Origin of the sequence: Shewanella sp. DW31, assembly GCF_015767295.1 — a bacterium.
GTDB lineage: Bacteria > Pseudomonadota > Gammaproteobacteria > Enterobacterales > Shewanellaceae > Shewanella > Shewanella oncorhynchi.
Window position 1 is genome coordinate 73465 of sequence record NZ_JADWMP020000016.1, and the last position, 21926, is coordinate 95390.

A 21926-nucleotide genomic window follows, 5' to 3' on the forward strand; every position below is an offset into this window, starting at 1 on the left:
ATAACAAGCATGAAATTACCAAGCACACATTTAAAAGCCATGAGTTTAGATACCATTAGCTTAGATAAAAGCGCCTTAAGTTTAGCGGTCAGTGCGGATATCGATTTTGATCGTTTCGCCGACTTTGCCGAACCTTTAGCTGCGGCGCTCGATTGCACTGTGCGCGAGCGTCAGTGGGGCGCCGACAGGCATCAATGGTTATTAGAATTTGAAGGCAGCCAGTTATGGCTCAATTATGAGTTTTACGGCAACATTTGCTGGCTCTCGACCGAACGAGAAGCCGATTTTGAGGTGCTGGAATACTTAGCCACTTTGCTGCAACCTCACCTAAGAGTGAACTGAATATGAGTCAGAATATGACGCCACCAACCACGAGTTCTAGCGGCGCAGAGTTCCATTTTCAAGCCCTAACACCGGATTTGATCTTAGATGCGATCGAAAGTCTGGGCGTGTACCCAGAAACGGGCTTACTCGCGCTGAACAGTTACGAGAACCGCGTGTATCAGTTCCGTAGCGATGAAGGGCTGCGTTATGTGGTGAAGTTCTATCGCCCAGACCGTTGGAGCGATGCGCAGATCCAAGAGGAACATGATTATGCGCTCGCACTCGCGGCAGAAGATATCCCGATTGCCGTACCTGTAATTATCGAAGGCCATACGTTACACAAGTACCAAGGTTATCGATTTACCCTGTTTCCTTCCTTGGGTGGTCGCGCCTTCGAAGTCGATAATTTAGAGCAGCTGGAATTAGTGGGTCGGTTCATCGGTCGGATACACCAGTACGCGGCGCAAACGGTATTTGCTGAACGTGAACCGCTGAATCCGCAGATTTTAGGCGCTGAGCCGCTCGCGTGGTTAAAGCAATCTAATTTGGTGCCTAATAGCCTACGCTTGCCGTTCTTTACCGTAGTAGAGCAGGTGCTGGCTAAGGCGAATGCGATTTGGGATCGCCAAGATTTTACGGCCATTCGTTTGCACGGCGATTTACACCCAGGCAATATTTTGTGGACGCCAGACGGTCCCGGATTCGTCGATTTAGACGATGCTCGCATGGGGCCGGCGATTCAAGATTTATGGATGATGCTCACCGGGGATAGAGCGCAGCAACTGATGCAGCTTGAGATCTTACTCGAAGCCTATGAAGAATTTTGTGAGTTTGATACAAGACTGTTAGCCTTGATTGAACCGCTGCGGGCGCTGCGTATGGTGCATTACAACGCGTGGATTGGCCGTCGCTGGGACGATCCGGCCTTCCCGATGAACTTCCCTTGGTTTGGGGATGAAAAGTATTGGGAACAGCAGATTTTGGCGTTCAAAGAGCAATTATTTGCCCTTAGCGAACCACCACTGAGCCTAGTGCCGTATTAGCATTGAGCAAAATATGATTTCACAGACGTATCTTGTGACATTAGATTGAACTCTTAAGCTTGAGTTACACTCAAAAAATGGAATATGTTAGTCTCCAGCCAATTTATCAAAACGATTTAAGGAATTTTCATGAAAAAAGTATTACTCATGGCCGCGGCTCTGTTACTGGCGCCACTGGCAGTATCGGCTGTGGAATACCAAGAAGGTGTGCATTACACAGTGATTAACGATGGCCCAGCAACTGCGAAGCCTGAGATTACTGAGTTTTTCTCTTTCTATTGTCCGCATTGTTTTACTTTCTCTAAAACCGTAGTGCCAAAAATTCTCACCGAGAAGCCAGAAGGCGTTGCGTTTAACCAAGCACACGTTGATTTTATCGGCAAAGAGATGGGGGTTGAAATGTCACGCGCATTTGCAGTCGCACATCAGTTAAACGTCGATGAGAAAATGGATGCGGCGTTATTCTCTGCTATTCATGAGAAGAAACAGCATTTTACTAATCGCGATGATGTTCGTGCTGTGTTTATTGCTAACGGTGTCGATGGTAAAACCTTCGATGCGGCTGCAGAGTCTTTCATGGTAAAGGCGCAAATGGCAAAGATGAAGCGTGATACTGAAAATGCTAAGCTGACGGGTGTACCTGCTCTGGTTGTTAACGGTAAGTACCGTGTTGAAACAGGGGCAATCAAATCCTACGACGAGCTGTTAGAAATTGCTTTCTACCTAGCAAAAAAATAGTTCGATAGGCGTTACCCGCACTGCTGTCATATGAGCGGATGATAATGCTGTATCGATTGCATGTTAAAGAGAGCCTAAGGGCTCTTTTTTATTGGGGCGGTTGGCAACAACAAGGCAAATAGCGCTTTGATAGGGAGTTTAACGTACTGAGTTAGGCCTCTGTAGGCTAGTCGTTTGAACTTATGGAATAAAGACGAGGCAAAAAATGGGCAAAAAAAACCGTACTTCTTGTAAAAGAAAGTACGGACTTGAGCCAGAGGACTCATTTTTACCCTGAGTAACGCTAATAATTTAGCAGAGTGTCAAAAAATTGGCAAGTGACATTATTATGGCGTTCTTCTTTTTTACTCACAGGGTGACATATTCATAGTTTAACTAAATCAAACGATTAAGTATTTTTGGCGATAAAAGATGAAAAATACCACTCTAACGATGAAACTCAAGTGGCAAAGCTTCTGTCAAACAACTGTAATCAATAACAACAAGAATGCTTGTAGGTGGTCATATGAGAGTTTTTCCTGTCTACGCACCTAAGCTTATCGTTAAGCACGCGCGTATTTTTCTCACTGGTGTTATTTGGGTTAAAGATTTAGGACGATTGGAATTTGAGAAGGGACGGTTTTTACTGCCAAGAAAAAGCCTGCCAAAAGTGAAGCAGGCTATTTTAGAATTGAACGAACTGATCGAAGCGCAGCATCATCAAACTAATGCAGTTTAGATTTCGCTGTTTAACAAGCCAACAAGGCCAGTCACTTTTTCGTTCCAAGAAGTGAGTTCTTCTTGTAGTTGCTGGTTTTGCGCATTCAATTGTTGATTGTGCTCACTCAGCGTAGACGCTTTTTGCTTCTCTTCTTCAAGCTCCATTTTTAGAAGCTCGATAGTTTCGAGTGCAGCCTGGATTTTGGTTTCCAGTTTGGACAGTAATTCAAGGCTCATCTGGAGAGTCCTATGGTTTCTGGATGGGACTGTGATTCTAGCAGTGCCTAGAACTTAAGGAATAGCGATTCTTGCCGTTTGGTTAAAAAACACCCTATTACTGGGTTCTAAATTAAGTTTTTTTGCATTTGTTATTAACTCGTTAGTATTCTTGGTTTTATTTTTTATCGGAATGGTCCATGTCGCCTAGTTTGCTCGCCATACTCCCGCTACTGTTGACCTTAACCTTAGCCCTATTTTTACGCCGCACACTGGTGGCGTTAGGTGTAGGTATTGTCTCTGGTGCCCTATTAATCGCCCAATTTGATCCTCTGCAAACGGGGTTGTATTTGCTTGATACCGGTGTAAAACAATTTTATGCCCAAGGTGCTTGGCAAGCGTGGCATCTCAATGTGCTATTGGCCATGTTACTGCTCGGTAGCATGACGCAATTGTTAGCACGTGGTGGTGCCGTGGGTCAGTTTGGTGATTGGCTGTATAGCCGTATTCGTACTGAACGTCAGGCGCGTCTTGGGGTCGTATTTCTTGGTTGGTTAGTGTTTATCGATGGGATTTTCAGTTGTCTTGCTGTCGGCCATGTGTGTCAGCCGCTCAGCCAGCGTTATGGTATTCGCCATGAGCAGCTCGCCTATTTAGTTGATTCCAATGCTTCGCCTTTATGCGCGCTATTGCCTTTCTCCAGTTGGGGCCCCTATGTGATGGCGCTTATCGCGGGGATCAGCTTTTTGCCCGTGTCGCCGCTGGAAGCCTTTATTGAGGTGGCCTTATTTAACTTTTACGCCATCGTGACCTTAGGCTTGTCCGTACTCGTCGCTTGGTATGGCGTAGGTTTTCACTCTTTTGTTGCTGTTACTGCTGTGGAATCCTCCAATACGGTCGAGGTTAAGGGAAATCCTTGGCTGCTCGCAATCCCTATGCTGACTCTGCTGTCTGCTTCAGTGGGATTAACTTTGTGGTCTGGGGCTCAGCAGGTCTCTTCTTGGGATGTGTCACTCTGGCTTGCTAAGGCTGATATTGGCGCTTCTATGCGCGATGCTTGTTTGTTGGCAACCTTAGTCACTCTTGCCATGTTAGGCTTGTCTGGGCGACGTTTAACGGCATTAGTGGGGGATTTGAGCCACGGAGTTCGCATGATCGCCTTCGCCATTGCGATTTTACTCTGCACTTGGATGATTGGCGCTGTGATCCAAGATCTTGGCGTCGCTAAATTGTTGGCTGCTTGGGCTAAGGCTTATCTTTCTCCGCACCTGCTGGTAGCGGGAATGTTTTTACTCTGCGCGATAATGGCTTTTGCGACGGGTTCAAGCTGGGGAACATTTGCAATTATGATCCCTATTGGCGCAGAGATTGCCCATAGCTTGGATCCTCATTTGTTGTTACCTGTACTGAGCGCTGTGATGGCTGGGTCGGTTTTTGGCGACCACTGCTCGCCCATTTCAGATACCAGCGTGCTCAGTGCGACCAGTTCTGGTTGCGCTCCCCATGACCATGTGGTGACTCAGTTGCCCTTTGCTTTGATCGCGGCATGCGCAGCCTTAGTCGGATTTCAATTAGTCAATTTAGCCGTGGTGACACCGTTAGTGTGGCTGGCCGTGGTGAGCTGTAGCCTAGGATTATTTGCCTTGATGGCACGTTTTTATTCACCTTTGCCTAGATTCGTGGCGCAGACATAAAGCCAGTTTATCGCTAAAATGGCCGATTCGGTTCTTGCTGAGCCATTTATTTAAGTGCATCTGATTTAAGAGATTATCAATATGAGTATTACCCGTTTAGATGTAGGTACCCGTATGAGCAGTATAGTGATCCACCAAGGTACTGTGTATCTGTGTGGCCAAGTGGCGAAGGACAAGTATCAAGGCATCACCGAGCAAACTGTCACTATGCTTGAGGAGGTCGATACCTTGTTAGCGCAGGCGGGAAGTTCGCGTGAGCATTTACTGTCAGCGACTATTTATCTGAAAGATATGGGGGATTATGATGCGATGAATGCGGTATGGGATGCTTGGGTGCCTAAAGGCCATGCGCCAGCCCGCGCTTGTGTGCAAGCCGCTATTGCCGAGCCAGAATATTTGGTTGAAGTTTCTGTGATTGCGGCGGTTGCGGTTTAAGCGCTAAGCTATTTTTCGTACCGTTTAGAAGCCTGTTTCGATCCCTATTTCGAATCCTGTCACCGAGTGTCATGACTCGGTGAAGCTTTTCCGCAATACACCTCGTTAACTAAACCTGTATTGTTCAGCAGGTCCACTCTCTTCTAACAAAACCCTTTAGCTTAAACCTAATAAGTATTCCATTAAATGTGCAGGGACAAGCGGCGGATGATCCCCATATTGTTCTGAGAGTGCGCTGGCGATAGTCTCAATATCTTGTTGGGCTAAGCCTTGTTCGATAATGGCAAACGCCCAAGGAGCCTCGGTTTTGAGTTTGAGGAAATAAGGCGTTTCGACAAATTGTGCGAGTGCGTAAGCGGAGCCTCCTAAACCATGCCCCCAACCTTCGCTGACTTGAAAGGGTCTATCTAAATGTGCCATATCAAATTCAATGAGATGGGGGTATTGGCCGTTATGCCCACCGATCCAGTGACCGATTTCAACCGATAAAATCATAGTTGCCATGTTATATCCTTTGCTAGGGTTACTTGGCCGCAATGAGTACTCGGCTAAATTCAGCATTTGGCTCGAGGGGCGTGATGGCGGCGATATGGTCGAGTCTAAGGGATTGTTTAGTTTGTTGCAGTTGGATGATAAGCCACTCAGTTTTGTCGGCTCTTGTCTGCGTGGTGATGGCTTTACCTTGGCACTGGGTGCCATCAATAAGCTCAATGTTGAGTTGATAACCACGCAGGCAGGCGAGTTCGAGATAGTCGTAGTGAGCGCAGGGGATCATTTTATAATCTGACATAGGATCATCTCATTGGGAGTTCGACCCTATTGTGGCAAAAATACTTGCCATTGGCATTATTGTGGATTGTTTTATCCTGTCTCTGAGGCCGTGTGAAAAGTTGAACCAAGCGTGTTAGCGAGTTTTTTATTTGCTTAGACCTTTAGATATGCGCGCCCCTCTTGACTTTATTCCTGTCGCTCCCTAGTCTGCTTGTTCAGTAATCAAGGTGGTATGCGATGGAAATAACTTACAATTTAAAACCTGCGTCCGAGCGCCGTACTGAGCAATTCAAGCCCGAGGGGAATGTGGGCTTTGGTAGCCTCAGAACCGATCATATGTTTTTGATGGATTATCATGATGGACAATGGTGCGATCCGCGCATCGTCCCTTATGGACCATTTGAAATGGCACCGGGTGCAATGGCGTTGCATTATGGCCAGTCGATCTTCGAAGGCGCTAAAGCCTTTATGCATGAAGACGGCGAGATTTATACTTTCCGTATTAATAAGAATGCCGAGCGGATGAATCGCTCCGCCGATATCGTCTGTATTCCCAATATCGATGAACAAATGCAGATGGATGCGATCAATGCGTTGATCGATGTCGATCGCCTGTGGTTCCCGATGCAAGAAGGCGCGTGTCTGTATATTCGTCCTTTTATTTTTGCGACCGAAGACCGCCTCTCTGTGAGCCCAAGTTCGCGTTATACCTTCTGTGTCGTGTTAAGCCCAAGTGGCGCTTATTACGCGGCTGGCGTGAACAAAGGCATACGCTTACTGATCAGCAAAACTTTCCATCGTGCAGTATCGGGTGGCACTGGCGCCTCAAAAGCCGCGGGTAACTATGCGGCTTCGTTGCGTGCGGGTAAAGCGGCGGCAGCCTTTGGTGCATCGCAAGTGTTATATCTCGATTCGACCAATCAACAGATTGAAGAAGCGGGCGCGATGAACCATTTCCACATTCTGAAAGATGGCACTGTGATTATTCCAACCTTCACAGATACTATTTTGAAGTCGATCACCTCGCAATCCATTATGGAATTGGGTGAGATGCTCGGTTGTGAAGTGCGCCAAGAGACTGTCATGCTTGATAAATTTATCGCTGATATTGAATCAGGTGAAATTATCGAGGCGGGTGGTTTTGGGACGGCGGCCGTGGTTTCTGCTGTGGGCTCCTACATTTTTGAAGATGGCCATGTTGTCACTGTCGGTAATGGTGAAGTGGGCGAGCATGTTCAGCGCATCTATAAACTGTATACCGAAATCCAAAAGGGCCATATTAAAGGTCCTGAAGGCTGGGTTAAGCGTGTTGAACGTTTAGCAAAGTAAGGAATTTGTGGTGACGTTTAAAGGCTCCTAGGAGCCTTTTTTATTGGCTGTTTTTGTCGATAATGCCTTAAATCAAAGTGGCTGTGGCTTAGATTGATTTTTGAGTAAGGTTAAACAATCTTCGGCATTTAAGGGTTTACTCAGTAAAAAACCTTGTACTTGATCGCAACCCTGCATAGCCAAGAAGTTGAGCTGTTCTTGGGTCTCTACGCCTTCGGCGACGACATTCAGTTCTAAGCTGTGAGCGAGGGCAATAATGGCGCTGGTGATGGCGGCATCGTCGGGATCGTTGGTGATGTCTCTGACAAATTCTCGATCGATTTTGAGTGTGTCTATCGGGAAACGTTTGAGATAGCTTAGGCTCGAATAACCCGTACCAAAATCATCCACGGCTATGGTCAATCCTAGGGCCTTGAGTTTAGATAGGATGCTGACCGACTCCTGCGGATTGCCCATGATCATTGATTCAGTAAGCTCAAGCTCAAGGGATTGAGCCGGGAGACCTGATACGGCTAAAGCGACTTCGATGGTGGAGATAATGTCCGCCTTCAGTTGGCGAGCCGATAGGTTGACGGCAATAGTGATCCCGTTAAATCCTAGGCTATTCCATTCGGCTAATTGCTGGCAGGCGTGGTTGATCACCCAGTGGCCAATTTGAGTGATGATACCCGTTTCTTCCGCCAGTGGAATAAATTCCACAGGTGAAATAGGACCAAGTTCAGTGTGATACCAACGTAAAAGTGCTTCCAGTCCTGTGAGTGAACCATCTCGTAAACAGAATTTAGGTTGATAAACCAAGCTTAGTTCTTTGCGTTGGATAGCTTCCTTTAAACCACTTTCGAGTTGTACATGACGGGTGGCGATTTCATTCAACTTAGAGGTATAAAACTGGAAGTTATTTCGACCTGATGATTTTGCGTGGTACATGGCGGTATCGGCAAATTTAATCAGTGAGTCGGCATTGTCCGCATCGTTAGGGTATAAGCTGATACCAATTGAGGTCGAGATGGTTAGCGTTTTATCGTCCAATAGGAAGGGTGTTTGGAATGCTCTGAGCACTTTTTCTGAGATCAGGGTTGCGGCTTTTGTTTTCGCAACACCTTCTAAAATAATAGTAAATTCATCGCCACCTAAGCGTGCGACAGTATCGCCATCACGCACTGCATTTTGCAGTCGTCTTGCCACGGCTTTCAGTAATAAATCTCCGACATGATGACCCATAGAGTCGTTGATATGTTTAAAGCGGTCGAGGTCTAAGAACAGCAAGGCAACGATATTATTCGCTCTGTGCGCTTGAGTAATCGCGTGATTGAGCCTGTCTTGAAATAAGGTTCGGTTCGGTAAGCCAGTTAATGTGTCGAAGCTGGCGAGGAAACGCAGATCTTCTTCGGCTTTTTTCCGCTCTGTGATGTCGGTAAATACTGCAACGAAGTGACTGGTTTCGCCTTTGATATCGATCACTTGGTTGATTTCAAGCCAGACTAAAATGGCCTGACGTTGTTTATTGCGGATCCAAAGTTCTCCGACCCAATGTTTGTGACGCAGTAGCTGTTGTTCAATCGTATTGAACAACTCCCGCTGTTGGCGACTAAAGGCTAAGTGAATGAAATGCCTGTCGGTTATTTGGCGTTCTGTGTACCCTGTAATGGCACAAAATGCAGGGTTGACCGAACGAATTCGATAGTTTAATCCTCCCACTACAACGGCTTCGTTCATACTGTTGAGCACTTGTGATGACAGTACCAACTCGTTTTCAATCAGTTTGCGCGAGGTAATGTTACGGTTGGTCCCTGTCATGCGGATCGGATTATCTAGGCTATCTTTTTCCACCACTTTACCGCGGTCTAAAATCCATACCCAATTACCGGGGGAGCGTTCGACTCGGTACTCTGCTTCGAAGAAAGGCGAACGACCTTGAAGGTGTTCGTTAAGCTCAAATTTGAATCTTTCCCTATCCTCTGAGTGCATGCTCTCATGGGCTATATTGCTGCTATTCCAATGGGGGACTGAAGAATCCATATTGGTACGATAGACGCGATTTTCTGGTATGTTCCAGTCCCACATGCCATCGCCAGAGGCCCAAAGTGCAAGTTTGAGTCGCTCCTCTGAGGCGCGGATACTGGTTTCAAATTCGCGCTGTTGCTGGCGTTTTCTTTTACGCCAGATAATGATCCAAGCCAACAGCCATAGAGAGAGCAAGCTATAGAGGGCGTAGGCGAACTGAGTTCGATAGAAGGGCGCTTGTACATGAAGATCGACAGAAAGGGCGTAGTCACCTTGAGTGTTGTATTGCAGCCCATGGCGAACATGCAGTTGGTAGTGACCAGGATTAATATTGGTGAAGGTGATTTCATTACCTGTGGGGAGCTCATGCCACTCGTTATCAAATCCCTCAAGAAAATAGCTGAAGCGGTTTTTACCCGTATAGCTGAAATCCAATGAGGTCACCTCAAAACTGATCAGCTGATCGCTATAGTCCATTACTATGCTAGGTGGATGGCTCAAATCGAGAATAGTGTGCCCTTTACCCGCAATACTATAGCCAGTGAGTGCGACTTTAACATCGGGTCGTTGATCTGGAATTGACTTTGGATTGAAACGATTTATGCCATTAATGCCACCAAACCAGAGATCGCCATCGCTGTCTTCAAGTTTTACGCCACCGTTAAACTCCAGTGCTTGTAGCCCTTCTTGCTCATTAAATATGATGACACGATTGGTTTTAGGATTGAGCTTTCCTATCCCCGCATTACTACTAAACCAAATGTTGTGTTCTTGATCCTCGAGTAAGGCATAGATGGTATCACTTGGTAATCCCTGATTGCGGGTATAGTGGCTAAAACCTGCATCAGTCTCTTGAGACGGTAACTTGCTGATCCCACCATGGGTGGCAAACCATACCTCGCCCGATTTTGTGACTAAAATATCGCGGACACGGTTGTTGATCAGGCTGTTTTTGTCTGAGGATTGATGGAAGTAGGATTTACCTGTGCCTGTTTTCATATCCAGCTTAAGCAGGCCATCGAGTGTACCTATCCATAGCGTATCTTTGTGTGTTCTGAGGATTAAAAACTGATTTTGTGCCGGATAGAAATTATCAATATGTGCCAATGAGATAAAAGTAAATTCATCGGTATCTATCGCCTTACGGTAGAGGGCATTGGTTGTTGCCACCCAGAGGTGACCTTGCTCATCAATATCTAAACTACGGATATAATTGGTTTCTGCGCCTTGATCAGTGCGTTCTGTCACCTTGAGTAACTGGAAGTGGCCATCTAGCGCCAGTCGACCTAGCCCATAGTTAGTGGCAAACCAAAGCACGCCATTTTTGTCTTGGTCTATATCTCGCAGGATAAGATTCAAGTTGCGTTGATGCATCCCTAAGGCGTTAGCAAAGAGCTCCGTGTAGTGTTCATATTTTCCATTGGCCAACATGCGTTTAAGCCCAGCACCTTCGGTTCCTATCCATAGCGCATTATCTTGGCTGCGGAACAAGGTGCGAATGTTGTTACTTTGTTGCGACAGGTTAGGGGTGGATTCGTAAATATGCTGAAAATACTGACGACGGGTATTAATTTTATCTAGACCAGAATAACTGGCACCTAACCATAAATTGCCAAAGGGATCTTGCAGTAAGCTCAGCATGTTATTTTCACTGATACTGTTGGTACGCTTAGGATCATACCTGTGGTAGGTCGCAGTAAATGCCTTATCGTTTCTCTCGAGTTGAATAAGACCGGCTTCTGGCCCAACAACCCAAAAGTCACCCTGCTCAGTTTGGATAAAATCTTTAATGTAAGGCACATTATCGTCTGTCTGCCAGAGGATTTCGCCCTGTTGTGACGCCAAGTTGTAATGCCATAATTGCCCACCCAGAGCTAAAGTGATCGCATTAGCGGAATGTGCCCTAATTTGATGTGCAGTGAGATTCTGCGGGACATTTAAGCGAGTAATAGTATTGGCACTGACAGCAAAGGTGCCGCTATCTTGTGTTCCTGCCAGCAGATAAGTGTCTTCAACATTGGCTAAGCTGGTGATGTGGGGTTGAACACTATTACCTAAGTTCACTTGGGTAATGCGTTTGGTTTTGGTCGATAGGGAAAATAGTCCTGCTTTAGTACCAATCCAGAGTGTATTGCCTACAACGCTGAGTTTGGTTGTGCGTGGATCGGTAAGCCCTTGTTCTTGGCCAAAGTGTTCAAAGGTCCCTGTGCTCAAATCGAGTCGATTTACCCCTTGGCTGAAAGTCGAAACCCAGATATTACCTTCTGAGTCTTGAATAATGTCAGAGACATAGCTCTCAGAAATACTCCTCGGATCATTGGGTGAATGGGGGAAAATATTGAAGCTGTGACCGTTATAAGCATGCAAACCATCTTGAGTGCCAATCCATAACATACCTGCATTGTCCATAAACAGGCTGGTAATCGTATTTTGGGTAAGGCCATCTTCACTGCGAATATGTTCAAATTTGAGCTGTGTGGAAGCCGCGCTCAATGGTTGAGCTAATCCATTGCACGAGATCCCCCACAAACTTAGGATAAAAAGCGTACTAAATATTAGCTTGTGGATTAGTTGACTCAAATTTTCCCCTACCAAAAACGGACCCATCCTGATTAGGTTTCTATTTAGTTTAGTTCTTAGCCTAGACCTTACATGCCATTTTGCTGTAAAAATGCGACTTAAATTGCTGACTTGGTTTAAAAATAACCAAAATCGATGGGCGCGATTCTGTAATAGATCATGCAATATATTAACTGTACCGTTTCACTGCCAATATTCTTTTTATGACGAGTTTGTATTCTGGCGTTTTTGCTAAAGGATCTTAGCATTGTTTCAGGTATGTCAACATATCATGCTAAGACAAATACGGGCGAAGCAGATTAAAATGATGGGTGAGAATAGAAAAAAGACCTTGCCGGAAGGGGGAGAAGCAAGGTCTTTGGTTGAACTGTTTACTTAGATAAAATTACGCAGCGGGCACCCGCACAAAACCTTCCATCAGTACGCGAGCGCTGCGGCTCATAATGGCTTTGACGACTGTCCATTCACCGTTGACCATTGACGCCTCAGCGCCAACGCGCAAGGTGCCAGAGGGATGGCCAAAACGTACCGCATCAATTTTATCCTTAGTGTCTCCGCCTGCGGCTAAGTTGACTAAAGTGCCGGGAATTGCCGCCGCTGTACCAATCGCAACGGCAGCCGTGCCCATCATAGCGTGGTGCAGTTTGCCCATAGACAAGGCGCGTACCAGTAGGTCAATTTCATCTGCATTGACGGTTTTACCGCTCGATGACACATAGGCTTTAGGCTTAGCGACAAAGGCGATCTTAGGCGTGTGTTGGCGTGCAACTGCTTCATCAATATGCGAAATCAAGCCCATACGCACGGCGCCATAGGCGCGAATGGTTTCAAATTTGGCAAGGGCGGCATTGTCACTATTAATATCATCCTGTAGCTCAGTGCCTGTGTAGCCTAAGTCTTCTGCGTTGATAAAAATGGTGGGAATGCCCGCGTTGATCATAGTAGCGTTAAAGTTGCCAATGCCAGGCACTTCTAGCACATCTACAATATTACCCGTAGGGAACATGCTGCCACCGCCGCCATCCTCGTCAGCAGCCGGATTCATAAATTCGATTTGCACTTCGGCGGCGGGAAAGGTCACACCATCGAGCTCAAAATCACCGGTTTCTTGCACTTCACCCTTGGTGATTGGCACATGGGCGATAATCGTTTTGCCTATGTTGGCTTGCCATATTCGGACTGTGCAGATGCCATTCTGTGGAATGCGGGCCGTATCAATTAAGCCATTGCTGATGGCAAAGGCACCGACAGCGGCGGTCAAGTTGCCACAGTTACCGCTCCAATCGACAAAAGGTTTATCGATCGCCACTTGGCCGAAGAGGTAATCGACATCGTGATCGGTTTGGGTGCTAGGGGAGAGGATCACGGTTTTGCTGGTGCTCGAGGTGGCTCCGCCCATGCCATCGATTTGTTTACCGTAAGCGTCTGGGCTGCCTATCACTCGCAGTAACAAGGCATCACGGGCGGCACCTGCAACTTGTGCGGCCTTAGGTAAATCCTGCAGACGGAAAAACACGCCCTTGCTGGTGCCGCCGCGCATATAAGTCGCGGCGACTTTGATTTGTGGCGGGAAAAAATTCTTACTCATGCTATTAACTCCAAGGGGAATAGCGATACAGGTTAGCGTTGCTATCAAAGGTGGCGATTCACGTGTGGAGTCGCCACCTGTTGAAAGCGAGTTTTACTTCAGATTCGACTCTAAAAAGTCCTGAGCAAAACGCTGCAATACGCCGCCCGCCTCGTAGATAGACACTTCTTCGGCGGTATCGAGACGACACGTCACCGGCACTTCGATGCGCTCCCCGTTTTTACGGGTGATGACGACAGTCAAATCCGCTCTTGGCGCTGGCGTGCCGAGGACATCGAACACTTCTGTGCCATCTATTCCATAAGTTGCACGATTGTCGCCCGCTTTAAATTCAAGTGGCAACACGCCCATACCGACTAAGTTAGTGCGATGAATGCGCTCGAAACCTTCGGCAACAATGGCCTCAACGCCCGCTAAACGCACGCCTTTGGCAGCCCAGTCGCGGGACGAACCTTGGCCGTAATCTGCGCCCGCTATGATGATCAGCGGCTGCTTACGTTCCATATAGGTTTCAATCGCTTCCCACATACGGGTCACTTGGCCTTCTGGCTCGATACGCGTCAGTGAGCCTTGTTGCACTTTGCCATCAACCAGCGCCATTTCGTTTTTAAGCTTAGGATTGGCAAAGGTTGCGCGTTGGGCGGTTAAGTGATCCCCCCTGTGGGTGGCGTAGGAGTTAAAGTCTTCCTCCGGCAAGCCCATTTTGTGCAGATATTCGCCTGCGGCGCTGTCCATCATAATGGCGTTAGAAGGCGATAAATGGTCCGTGGTGATGTTGTCACCCAGCACCGCCAGTGGTCGCATGCCTTTTAACGTGCGCTCTCCGGCCAATGCGCCTTCCCAGTAAGGTGGGCGACGAATATAAGTAGATTGCGGACGCCAATCGTACAGCGGGCTGATTTTTTCGCCGTAATCGACGGCTAAATCGAACATGGGCTCGTACACTTTACGGAACTGCTCAGGTTTAACACTGGTCGCAATCACGGCATCGATTTCTTCATCCGATGGCCAAATGTCGATAAGTTTGACGGGGTTGCCGTCTTTATCTAATCCCAACACATCCTTTTCGATATCGAAACGTATGGTGCCGGCAATTGCGTAGGCGACGACCAATGGCGGCGATGCTAAGAAAGCTTGTTTAGCATAGGGATGAATACGGCCATCGAAGTTACGGTTACCCGATAACACAGCGGTGGCGTACAAGTCGCGGTCGATCACTTCTTTTTGAATCACAGGATCCAGCGCGCCGCTCATGCCGTTACACGTCGTGCAGGCAAACCCAACAATGCCAAAACCGAGTTGTTCAAGCTCAGGTAATAGCTTGGCTTCTTCTAAATATAATTGCACCGCTTTAGAACCGGGTGCCAGTGAGGTTTTGACCCAAGGTTTGCGGCTTAAGCCTTTAGCATTGGCGTTGCGGGCAATGAGACCTGCAGCAATCACGTTGCGTGGGTTACTAGTATTAGTACAGCTGGTAATCGCCGCAATAATCACAGCCCCATCGGGCATTAAGCCGGGCTCGTTTTCGACTACGCCGCTAATTCCGCGCTCAGCCAATTCTGATGTTGGCACCCGTGCATGTGGGTTTGATGGCCCTGCAATGGTGCGCACCACCGAAGATAAATCAAAATGCAGTACGCGTGGATAGTGCACTTCGGTCAAGCTGTCGGCCCACAAACCTGCAGTTTTTGCATAGGTTTCAACCAGTTTGACTTGCTCGGCTTCGCGGCCAGTTAAGGTCAAATAATCCAGAGTTTGTTGATCGATATAGAACATGGCGGCGGTGGCACCAAATTCAGGCGTCATGTTCGAAATGGTGGCGCGATCGCCCAGTGTCAGCGCCGCGGCGCCTTCGCCGAAGAACTCTAAGTAAGAAGACACAACTTTTTGTGCGCGTAAAAATTCGGTCAGCGCCAGTACGATATCGGTCGCTGTGATGCCAGCTTGCGGCCTGCCCGTGAGCTTCACGCCGATAATGTCCGGTAGACGCATATAGGATGCGCGGCCCAGCATCACGCTTTCGGCTTCTAAGCCGCCGACACCTATGGCGATAACGCCGAGCGCATCAACGTGCGGCGTGTGGCTATCGGTGCCGACTAAGGTATCGGGGAAGGCCACGCCATTGCGTGAATGCACCACCGGCGACATACGCTCTAAGTTAATTTGGTGCATGATGCCGTTACCCTGGGGGATAACATCAATGTTTTTAAAAGCTTTTTGCGTCCAATCAATAAAGTGGAATCTGTCTTCGTTGCGTCTGTCTTCGATGGCGCGGTTTTTGGCAAAGGCGTCTTTATCAAAACCACCAAATTCGACAGCGAGTGAGTGATCCACAATCAGCTGGGTTGGCACAACTGGGTTCACTTTGGCGGGATCGCCACCTTTAGCGGCAATAGCGTCACGCAGACCTGCAAGGTCAACTAAAGCGGTTTGCCCCAAAATATCATGGCACACCACGCGGGCAGGAAACCAAGGAAAATCCAGTTCTTGCTTAGATTCGATAATCTGTTTTAGCGAGTCGGTCAAAACGGCCGGATCGCAGCGACGGACTAAGTTTTCAGCTAAAACGCGCGAGGTGTAAGGTAGCTTGGCATACGAGCCAGCTTGAATGGCTTCTACGGCTTCGCGGGTATCGAAGTAATCGAGTTGAGTGCCGGGTAAGGGCTTGCGATATTGGGTATTCATAGCAGTGCTCATAACATCATCCATTTCGGAAAATGAAGTTGGCGCGAGACTTACATTGAGTGAAATCTCGCGCCAAGTGTGGTCAATTTTGCTTAACGGTTGGCAATTGGTACCACTTTGCGCGGCGCCACGCCCACATAATCGGCACTCGGGCGGATGATGCGGTTGTTAGAGCGTTGCTCCATCACGTGCGCCGCCCAGCCAGTGACGCGTGAACACACGAAGATTGGCGTAAACAACTTAGTCGGAATATCCATGTAGTGGTACGCGCTGGCGTGGAAGAAGTCAGCATTACAGAAGAGTTTTTTCTGTTCCCACATCAGGGCTTCACAGGCAACCGATACCCGGTATAGACGGTCGTCACCGTTGGCGGCAGCCAGTTTTTCTGACCATTCTTTGATGATGGCATTACGTGGATCGCTGTCGCGGTAAATTGCGTGGCCGAAGCCCATGATCTTATCTTTACGCTCGAGTTTGCCCATTAAGATGTCGCGCGCATCGGCTTCATCTTTCATGTCTTGGATCAGTTCCATCGCCGCTTCGTTCGCGCCGCCATGCAGCGGACCGCGCAGTGAACCAATCGCCCCTGTGACGCATGAATGCATATCTGACAGGGTGGAAGCACAGACGCGAGCGGTAAAGGTTGATGCGTTAAATTCATGTTCTGCATAAAGAATTAACGATACGTCCATCACTTTAGCATGCAGTACCGACGGCGCTTTGCCATGTAATAAGTGGAGGAAGTGTGCGCCAATTTGATCGTCATCGGTTTCAGTATCGATACGCACGCCATCGTGGCTAAAGCGATACCAGTAACAGATGATCGATGGGAATGCGGCGAGTAAACGGTCGGTGATTTCACTCTGTTCGGCAAAGCTGTGCTCTGCTTCTAAGTTACCTAGCATAGAGCAGCCAGTACGCATCACATCCATAGGATGAGTTTCAGCAGGAATGCGCTCTAATACTTCTTTTAATGCTTGTGGCAGACCGCGAAGGCCTTTGAGTTTGGTTTTGTAGGCATCAAGTTGGGCTTGAGTGGGCAGCTCGCCGTAAAGAATAAGGTAGGCTACTTCTTCGAAGGTGGCATTTTCACCGAGATCTTTCACATCATAACCGCGGTACGTTAGGCCGCTGCCTGACACGCCCACTGTGCTCAATGCGGTTTCGCCTGCGCTCTGGCCACGTAATCCTGCACCGCTTAGTTTTTTAGCTTCTGACATAATCCTTCCCTTCCGTTAACTCTGTTTGGTTATTGCTGGCGGATTTCAGTGCTCGTTTCAGAGCACTTATTCGCCGACATTTATTGGTTAAGGCTGCACTTTTTATTTAATTTGTTTAACGCTAAATCTGTTTTAACGCCAAACCCTGTAGGGTTGCAGCTTTTCGGTTATTTATCTTGGCTGAACAGTTGATCTAACTTGTCTTCAAAGGCGTGGTAGCCCAAGTATTTATACAAGTCTTTACGGGTCTGCATAGTGTCTAGTACGTTGCGTTGATGACCATCATTCATCAGCGCTTGCATGACGTTCAGTGCGGCTTGGTTGGCTGCACGGAAAGTACCGAGTGGATAAAGCACCATGTCGGCACCCGCCTCGGCGAGTTCTTCTTTATTGAACAATTGGGTTTGACCAAATTCAGTCATGTTCGCCAAAATCGGTGCTTTTACCTGTGCTTTAAAATGGCGATATTGGTCTAGCTCAGTTAAGGCTTCGGCGAAGATCATGTCGGCGCCGGCGGCGATATACGCTTGAGCACGTTCAATACCCGCTTCTAAACCTTCCACGGCGACCGCATCGGTACGCGCCATGATCACAAAGTTAGGATCGGTACGGGCATCGACGGCCGCTTTAATGCGATCGACCATTTCTTCAATGCTCACGACTGCTTTGTTGGGTCTATGGCCGCAACGCTTTTGCGACACTTGGTCTTCCATGTGCACAGCGGCGACGCCGATTTTTTCGAATTCTTTGATGGTACGAGCAATGTTGAATGCGCCGCCCCAGCCAGTATCGATATCGACCAATAAAGGCACCTGCGTGGCGGAGGTGATGCGACCTGCATCAATCAGCACGTCGTTCATTGAGGTCATGCCTAAATCTGGCAAACCGTAGGAAGCATTGGCAACGCCAGCGCCCGAAAGATACAAGGCTTGGAAGCCAGTTTGCTCTGCCATTAAGGCAAAATAGGCATTGGTGGTACCAACGATTTGTAACGGTTTGGCCTTAGCAAGAGCTTGGCGAAAACGTAATCCTGCGCTTTGAGTCATGGTTTTATCCTTTTCCATTTTATGGGAAGTGGGCATATTGAGCCGTAAGAACTTAGCTAATGTTGGCTAAGGTTTCTTTTGCGGCTGCATTGGCTTGCAATTCAATTAAGCGTAATTCGGTATTTTTACGCCCCTGTTCGATATGGCGGCGCATCAGCAAACTGGCCAACTCACCATCGCGCTGGGCAATGGCTTCGACTATGCGTCTGTGTTCGGCAATCGCTTTCACGGGGCGATTTTTATTAGTGCACTGGTAGCGATACATACGTAGCAAGTGATACAGACCACCGACTAAGGTTTCCTGCAGATGCTTGTTACCGCTGGCTTGAATAATTTGGTAGTGGAAGTCGACATCGCCTTCCTCTTGGAAGTAAGTATCGCCCTTGGCGAGCGCCGCTTCTTGCGTTGCGAGCAGATCTTCTAGCTTGGCTAATTGTTCTGGGGTAATACGGCTGGCGGCGAGTTCGCAGGCCATGCCTTCAAGTACGCTACGTAGTTGATATAAATCGTTAAGTTCAATCACCGTCAGTTGGGCGACGCGGGCACCAACATGGGGCGCACGCACCACTAAACGTTGTCTTTCTAAGGTTTGCAGTGCTTCGCGGGTAGGGCCGCGGCTGATGCCGTATTTTTCGGCCAGTGCTTGCTCGTTAATCTTGCTGCCTGCAGGCAGTTCGCCCTTGATGATGCTGGTTTGGATCTGCACCAAAATTTGATCGGCTAATGTGGTTGACGTCTTATCTGCCGAGGTCGATTTGACCTTGTGCAGGTGGGGAACTTGAGTGTCATCAGAAACGAACGTCGTGTCTTGCTTCAACATAGAACGCATCACTATTAATAGGATTGTCGACAATGGGTAAAAAATAGCCCTCCCTTGGCAGATTGTCAACAATGTGTTTACTTAGACGTAAGTCTATATTTCAATGAATTTCTGTTTTTATTGTTGATTTTTATCATTTTATTTTTATTATCTCGTTATTAATATTTTATGTTATGAATATTTAAATATTAAATTGTCAACAATGGAGTGGTTTTAACCTTCCAACCTTGTTGCGGATGTTGATGGTTTTGGGGAAAATCATCCAAATGCATTTGGCATGTTTATCCTTCACGTTATGCTATGGGCGGAATGAGACATTTGGGGATGACAGTGGAAAAAGTGTTAGTGAGTAGTTGTTTACTCGGACAAGCGGTGCGCTACGACGGTGGCCATAACTTGATGGAGAGCGAGCTGGTGCAAACGTGGCTCGAGCAAGGGCGGATTGTGGCGATTTGTCCCGAATGTGCAGGCGGTTTGCCAACACCTAGACCGCCAGCGGAGCGGATTGGACAGCGCATCTTAACTGCCCAAGGTGAGGATGTGACCCACGCTTTTAGTCTGGGAGCTGATCTCGCGCTTAAGCTGGCGCTGCAACACGGGATTAAAGTGGCGATTTTAAAAGCCCGTAGTCCATCCTGTGGTAATAGGCAGATTTACGATGGTCAATTTGTAAAACAGTTAATTGCGGGACAAGGATTAACAGCTGAAAAACTCAGTGCCGCAGGAATAACCGTATTCAATGAATTGGAGTTATCCGCTGCAGCGGCATGTGTTGCTGAACTAGAGCAAAGCTAGAGGCGAGCTAGCTTGCTTGAGTGTGATTTGGGCTGGTGGCCTTATTATTCACACTTTGATGTGTTTGGAGTAAAGCATGAATTTGTTGATCTTTTTCCGCCCACACTTGGTTTAACCAGCGTTGGAATTCGACGCGGTACTCAGACTCAGAGAAATAACGCGCCGCATCTACCTGAGGTACGGGCAGGGCGTTAATTCGCACAATAATCTTACTGACCTTACCATTCATTACCCCAAACAGAATATCTTCAGGCGCATCTGGGTAGACGATTGTCATATCCAGCAGGTTAGTAAATTGTTCGCCCATGGCTGATAAGGTAAAGGCGATACCACCCGCTTTAGGACGTAACAAATGTTGATAAGGCGAGTTTTGGCGCTGATGTTTATCTTGGGTAAAACGGCTGCCTTCAACATAGTTAATGATTGACGTGGGCATATTGCTAAACTTGGCACAGGCGCGGCGTGTGGTCGCTAAATCTTTGCCCTTAAGCTTTGGATTCTTTTTAAGTTTTGCTGGGCTGGTTCTATTCATAAATGGCATATCCAGCGCCCAACATCCTAGGCCCATGATGGGCACATAGATGAGTTCTTTTTTGAGGAAGAACTTCAGCATAGGGATGTGGTTACGTAACACGTAAGTTTGCGCGGCGATATCGAATCCACTGAGGTGGTTGCTGATCAGCAAATACCAGCTGTTTTTATCGAGTCCTTCGAGCCCTTTGACATCCCACTCAATTTTAGCGATCAAATACAAGATGCCACCGTTGCAGCAGGCCCAAGCCCACATAAAACGGTTCATGACCGTAGTCACCGCATTGCGCGCATTTTGTGCTGGCATCACAAGTTTCACTAATCCGCCAATGCTGATAAGCGAGCCCCAAACGGCGGTATTAATGATCAGCAAGCTTAAGCTCAGAATAAACAATACTGAACCAGGCAGGAAATTCAACATAGTGGCGTTACCTTTATTCTTTATTCGCTTGGCTAGCGAGTTGGCTTAACACTTGATCCTTAGTGAGCCAGAGTTGATTCAGTTGTTCTTGGAAGCCAATTTTAAAATCGCGGTCATTCATATAATCGCCGCGCATTGCAGGATCAATATCGGAGACCTTGATGTGTACTTTAACGCTTGGCAACTTGCCTGTCAGGTAGTCCCAATAGCTCGGTACTGCGTCTGGGTAGTAAATGGAGACATCGACTAGCTTGTGGATCTGTTCACCCATGGCTGATAGCGCGAAGGCCATACCGCCCGCTTTAGGTTTTAGCAAATGTTGGAACTGTGAGTTTTGTTTTTGATGCTTAGCCTTGCTGAAGCGCGTGCCTTCGACAAAGTTCATCACACTCACAGGCTTAGCCTTAAACTTAGCACAGGCTTTACGTGTAATTTCAATGTCTTTGCCCTTTAACTTAGGATTCTTACGCAACTGCGCTGTGCTATAACGACGCATAAAAGGAAAATCGAGTGCCCACCAAGCTAGGCCTAATACAGGCACAAAAATCAGCTCTTGCTTGAGGAAAAACTTTAAGAAAGGGATTTTTCGGTTAAAAATCCGCTGCAGGATCAGGATATCGACCCAAGACTGGTGGTTGGCAATCACCATATACCACTCTTTAGTGGAAAAGTCGGTGTCACCACTCAGTTCTATTTTAACGGGATGTAAGCAACGCTCAATCACGCCATTGACGCTGATCCAAGCGCTGGCACAAAAATCGAGCACATGACTAGTCGCAGTCCTTAATGGACTGATAGGTATCAGTTTTATAAAACTGATTAACACGATTGGGATAGTCCAAAAGACGGTATTTATAACGTAACCTAAAAATGCAATACAGCCTTTTATCTGTGAAAACAGCATTCCCATCCGAGCCCCCTGACAAAAATTGGAGGCCTATGTTACTCGGTGTAGGCGTTTGGCTCAATCTTAGGCACTGCTGGTCG

19 protein-coding genes are annotated in these 21926 nt (G+C 47.5%); 8 read left to right on the forward strand and 11 right to left on the reverse strand.

Annotated elements, in window-relative coordinates:
* The first annotated feature begins 9 nt into the window (after positions 1-9).
* From GWI56_RS14220 to GWI56_RS14235, 4 genes are all read left to right on the forward strand, one after another.
* Positions 10-342, forward strand: a complete 333-nt coding sequence (locus GWI56_RS14220) for a DUF3630 family protein (protein ID WP_173913160.1) — start codon at positions 10-12, stop codon at positions 340-342.
* 2 nt (positions 343-344) lie between these two features.
* Positions 345-1367 carry a serine/threonine protein kinase gene (locus GWI56_RS14225; protein WP_198573248.1) on the forward strand — a complete coding sequence of 341 codons (1023 nt, stop codon included), beginning with the start codon at positions 345-347 and terminating at the stop codon, positions 1365-1367.
* Between the two features lie 129 nt (positions 1368-1496).
* Entirely contained in the window at positions 1497-2105 is a 609-nt protein-coding gene (locus tag GWI56_RS14230) for a thiol:disulfide interchange protein DsbA/DsbL (RefSeq protein ID WP_173496156.1), read from the forward strand.
* Between the two features lie 505 nt (positions 2106-2610).
* A complete protein-coding gene (locus GWI56_RS14235; protein ID WP_006083486.1) occupies positions 2611-2823 on the forward strand; it encodes a DUF1107 domain-containing protein in 213 nt (70 codons plus the stop codon).
* Here the strand turns inward: GWI56_RS14235 and GWI56_RS14240 are convergent.
* The gene (locus GWI56_RS14240) at positions 2820-3041 is read right to left on the reverse strand and encodes a cell division protein ZapB (RefSeq protein WP_006083484.1); all 222 of its coding nucleotides are present in this window, start codon (positions 3039-3041) and stop codon (positions 2820-2822) included. The two genes, GWI56_RS14235 and GWI56_RS14240, sit on opposite strands and share 4 nt — an antisense overlap.
* Positions 3042-3220: 179 nt before the next feature.
* On the opposite strand from GWI56_RS14240, the gene GWI56_RS14245 reads away from it, so the two are divergent.
* Positions 3221-4714 carry a Na+/H+ antiporter NhaC family protein gene (locus tag GWI56_RS14245; protein WP_198573249.1) on the forward strand — a complete coding sequence of 498 codons (1494 nt, stop codon included), beginning with the start codon at positions 3221-3223 and terminating at the stop codon, positions 4712-4714.
* Between the two features lie 81 nt (positions 4715-4795).
* On the forward strand, positions 4796-5149 hold the full coding sequence (locus GWI56_RS14250) for a RidA family protein (RefSeq protein WP_173248029.1): 354 nt from the start codon (positions 4796-4798) through the stop codon (positions 5147-5149).
* Positions 5150-5305: 156 nt separating this feature from the next.
* On the opposite strand, the gene GWI56_RS14255 is transcribed toward GWI56_RS14250, so the two are convergent.
* Positions 5306-5653 carry a hypothetical protein gene (locus tag GWI56_RS14255; protein ID WP_198573250.1) on the reverse strand — a complete coding sequence of 116 codons (348 nt, stop codon included), beginning with the start codon at positions 5651-5653 and terminating at the stop codon, positions 5306-5308.
* Positions 5654-5672: 19 nt separating this feature from the next.
* Positions 5673-5939, reverse strand: a complete 267-nt coding sequence (locus GWI56_RS14260; RefSeq protein ID WP_198573251.1) for a Rho-binding antiterminator — start codon at positions 5937-5939, stop codon at positions 5673-5675.
* Between the two features lie 218 nt (positions 5940-6157).
* Between GWI56_RS14260 and GWI56_RS14265 the strand changes: the two genes are divergently transcribed.
* Complete coding sequence (locus tag GWI56_RS14265) at positions 6158-7249, forward strand: branched-chain amino acid aminotransferase (RefSeq protein WP_131524942.1); 1092 nt, start codon at positions 6158-6160, stop codon at positions 7247-7249.
* A 72-nt stretch (positions 7250-7321) separates the two neighbouring features.
* On the opposite strand, the gene GWI56_RS14270 is transcribed toward GWI56_RS14265, so the two are convergent.
* From GWI56_RS14270 to GWI56_RS14295, 6 genes are all read right to left on the reverse strand, one after another.
* Positions 7322-11848, reverse strand: coding sequence for an EAL domain-containing protein (locus tag GWI56_RS14270; protein WP_198573267.1), 4527 nt, complete (start codon positions 11846-11848; stop codon positions 7322-7324).
* 370 nt (positions 11849-12218) lie between these two features.
* Positions 12219-13421, reverse strand: coding sequence for a 2-methylaconitate cis-trans isomerase PrpF (gene prpF / locus GWI56_RS14275; protein WP_198573252.1), 1203 nt, complete (start codon positions 13419-13421; stop codon positions 12219-12221).
* Positions 13422-13514: 93 nt separating this feature from the next.
* On the reverse strand, positions 13515-16118 hold the full coding sequence (acnD, locus tag GWI56_RS14280; protein WP_198573253.1) for a Fe/S-dependent 2-methylisocitrate dehydratase AcnD: 2604 nt from the start codon (positions 16116-16118) through the stop codon (positions 13515-13517).
* Positions 16119-16198: 80 nt separating this feature from the next.
* Positions 16199-17326 carry a 2-methylcitrate synthase gene (gene prpC, locus GWI56_RS14285; RefSeq protein WP_173496162.1) on the reverse strand — a complete coding sequence of 376 codons (1128 nt, stop codon included), beginning with the start codon at positions 17324-17326 and terminating at the stop codon, positions 16199-16201.
* Positions 17327-17493: 167 nt separating this feature from the next.
* Positions 17494-18372: a methylisocitrate lyase gene (gene prpB / locus GWI56_RS14290; protein WP_006084450.1), complete on the reverse strand. Its 879-nt coding sequence runs from the start codon at positions 18370-18372 to the stop codon at positions 17494-17496.
* Between the two features lie 52 nt (positions 18373-18424).
* The gene (locus tag GWI56_RS14295; protein WP_173496163.1) at positions 18425-19192 is read right to left on the reverse strand and encodes a GntR family transcriptional regulator; all 768 of its coding nucleotides are present in this window, start codon (positions 19190-19192) and stop codon (positions 18425-18427) included.
* A 300-nt stretch (positions 19193-19492) separates the two neighbouring features.
* On the opposite strand from GWI56_RS14295, the gene GWI56_RS14300 reads away from it, so the two are divergent.
* A complete protein-coding gene (locus GWI56_RS14300; protein WP_173496164.1) occupies positions 19493-19987 on the forward strand; it encodes a DUF523 domain-containing protein in 495 nt (164 codons plus the stop codon).
* Between the two features lie 7 nt (positions 19988-19994).
* On the opposite strand, the gene GWI56_RS14305 is transcribed toward GWI56_RS14300, so the two are convergent.
* Complete coding sequence (locus GWI56_RS14305) at positions 19995-20939, reverse strand: acyltransferase (protein WP_173496165.1); 945 nt, start codon at positions 20937-20939, stop codon at positions 19995-19997.
* A gap of 13 nt (positions 20940-20952) precedes the next feature.
* Positions 20953-21849, reverse strand: coding sequence for an acyltransferase (locus GWI56_RS14310; protein WP_105250476.1), 897 nt, complete (start codon positions 21847-21849; stop codon positions 20953-20955).
* Positions 21850-21926: the final 77 nt, after the last annotated feature.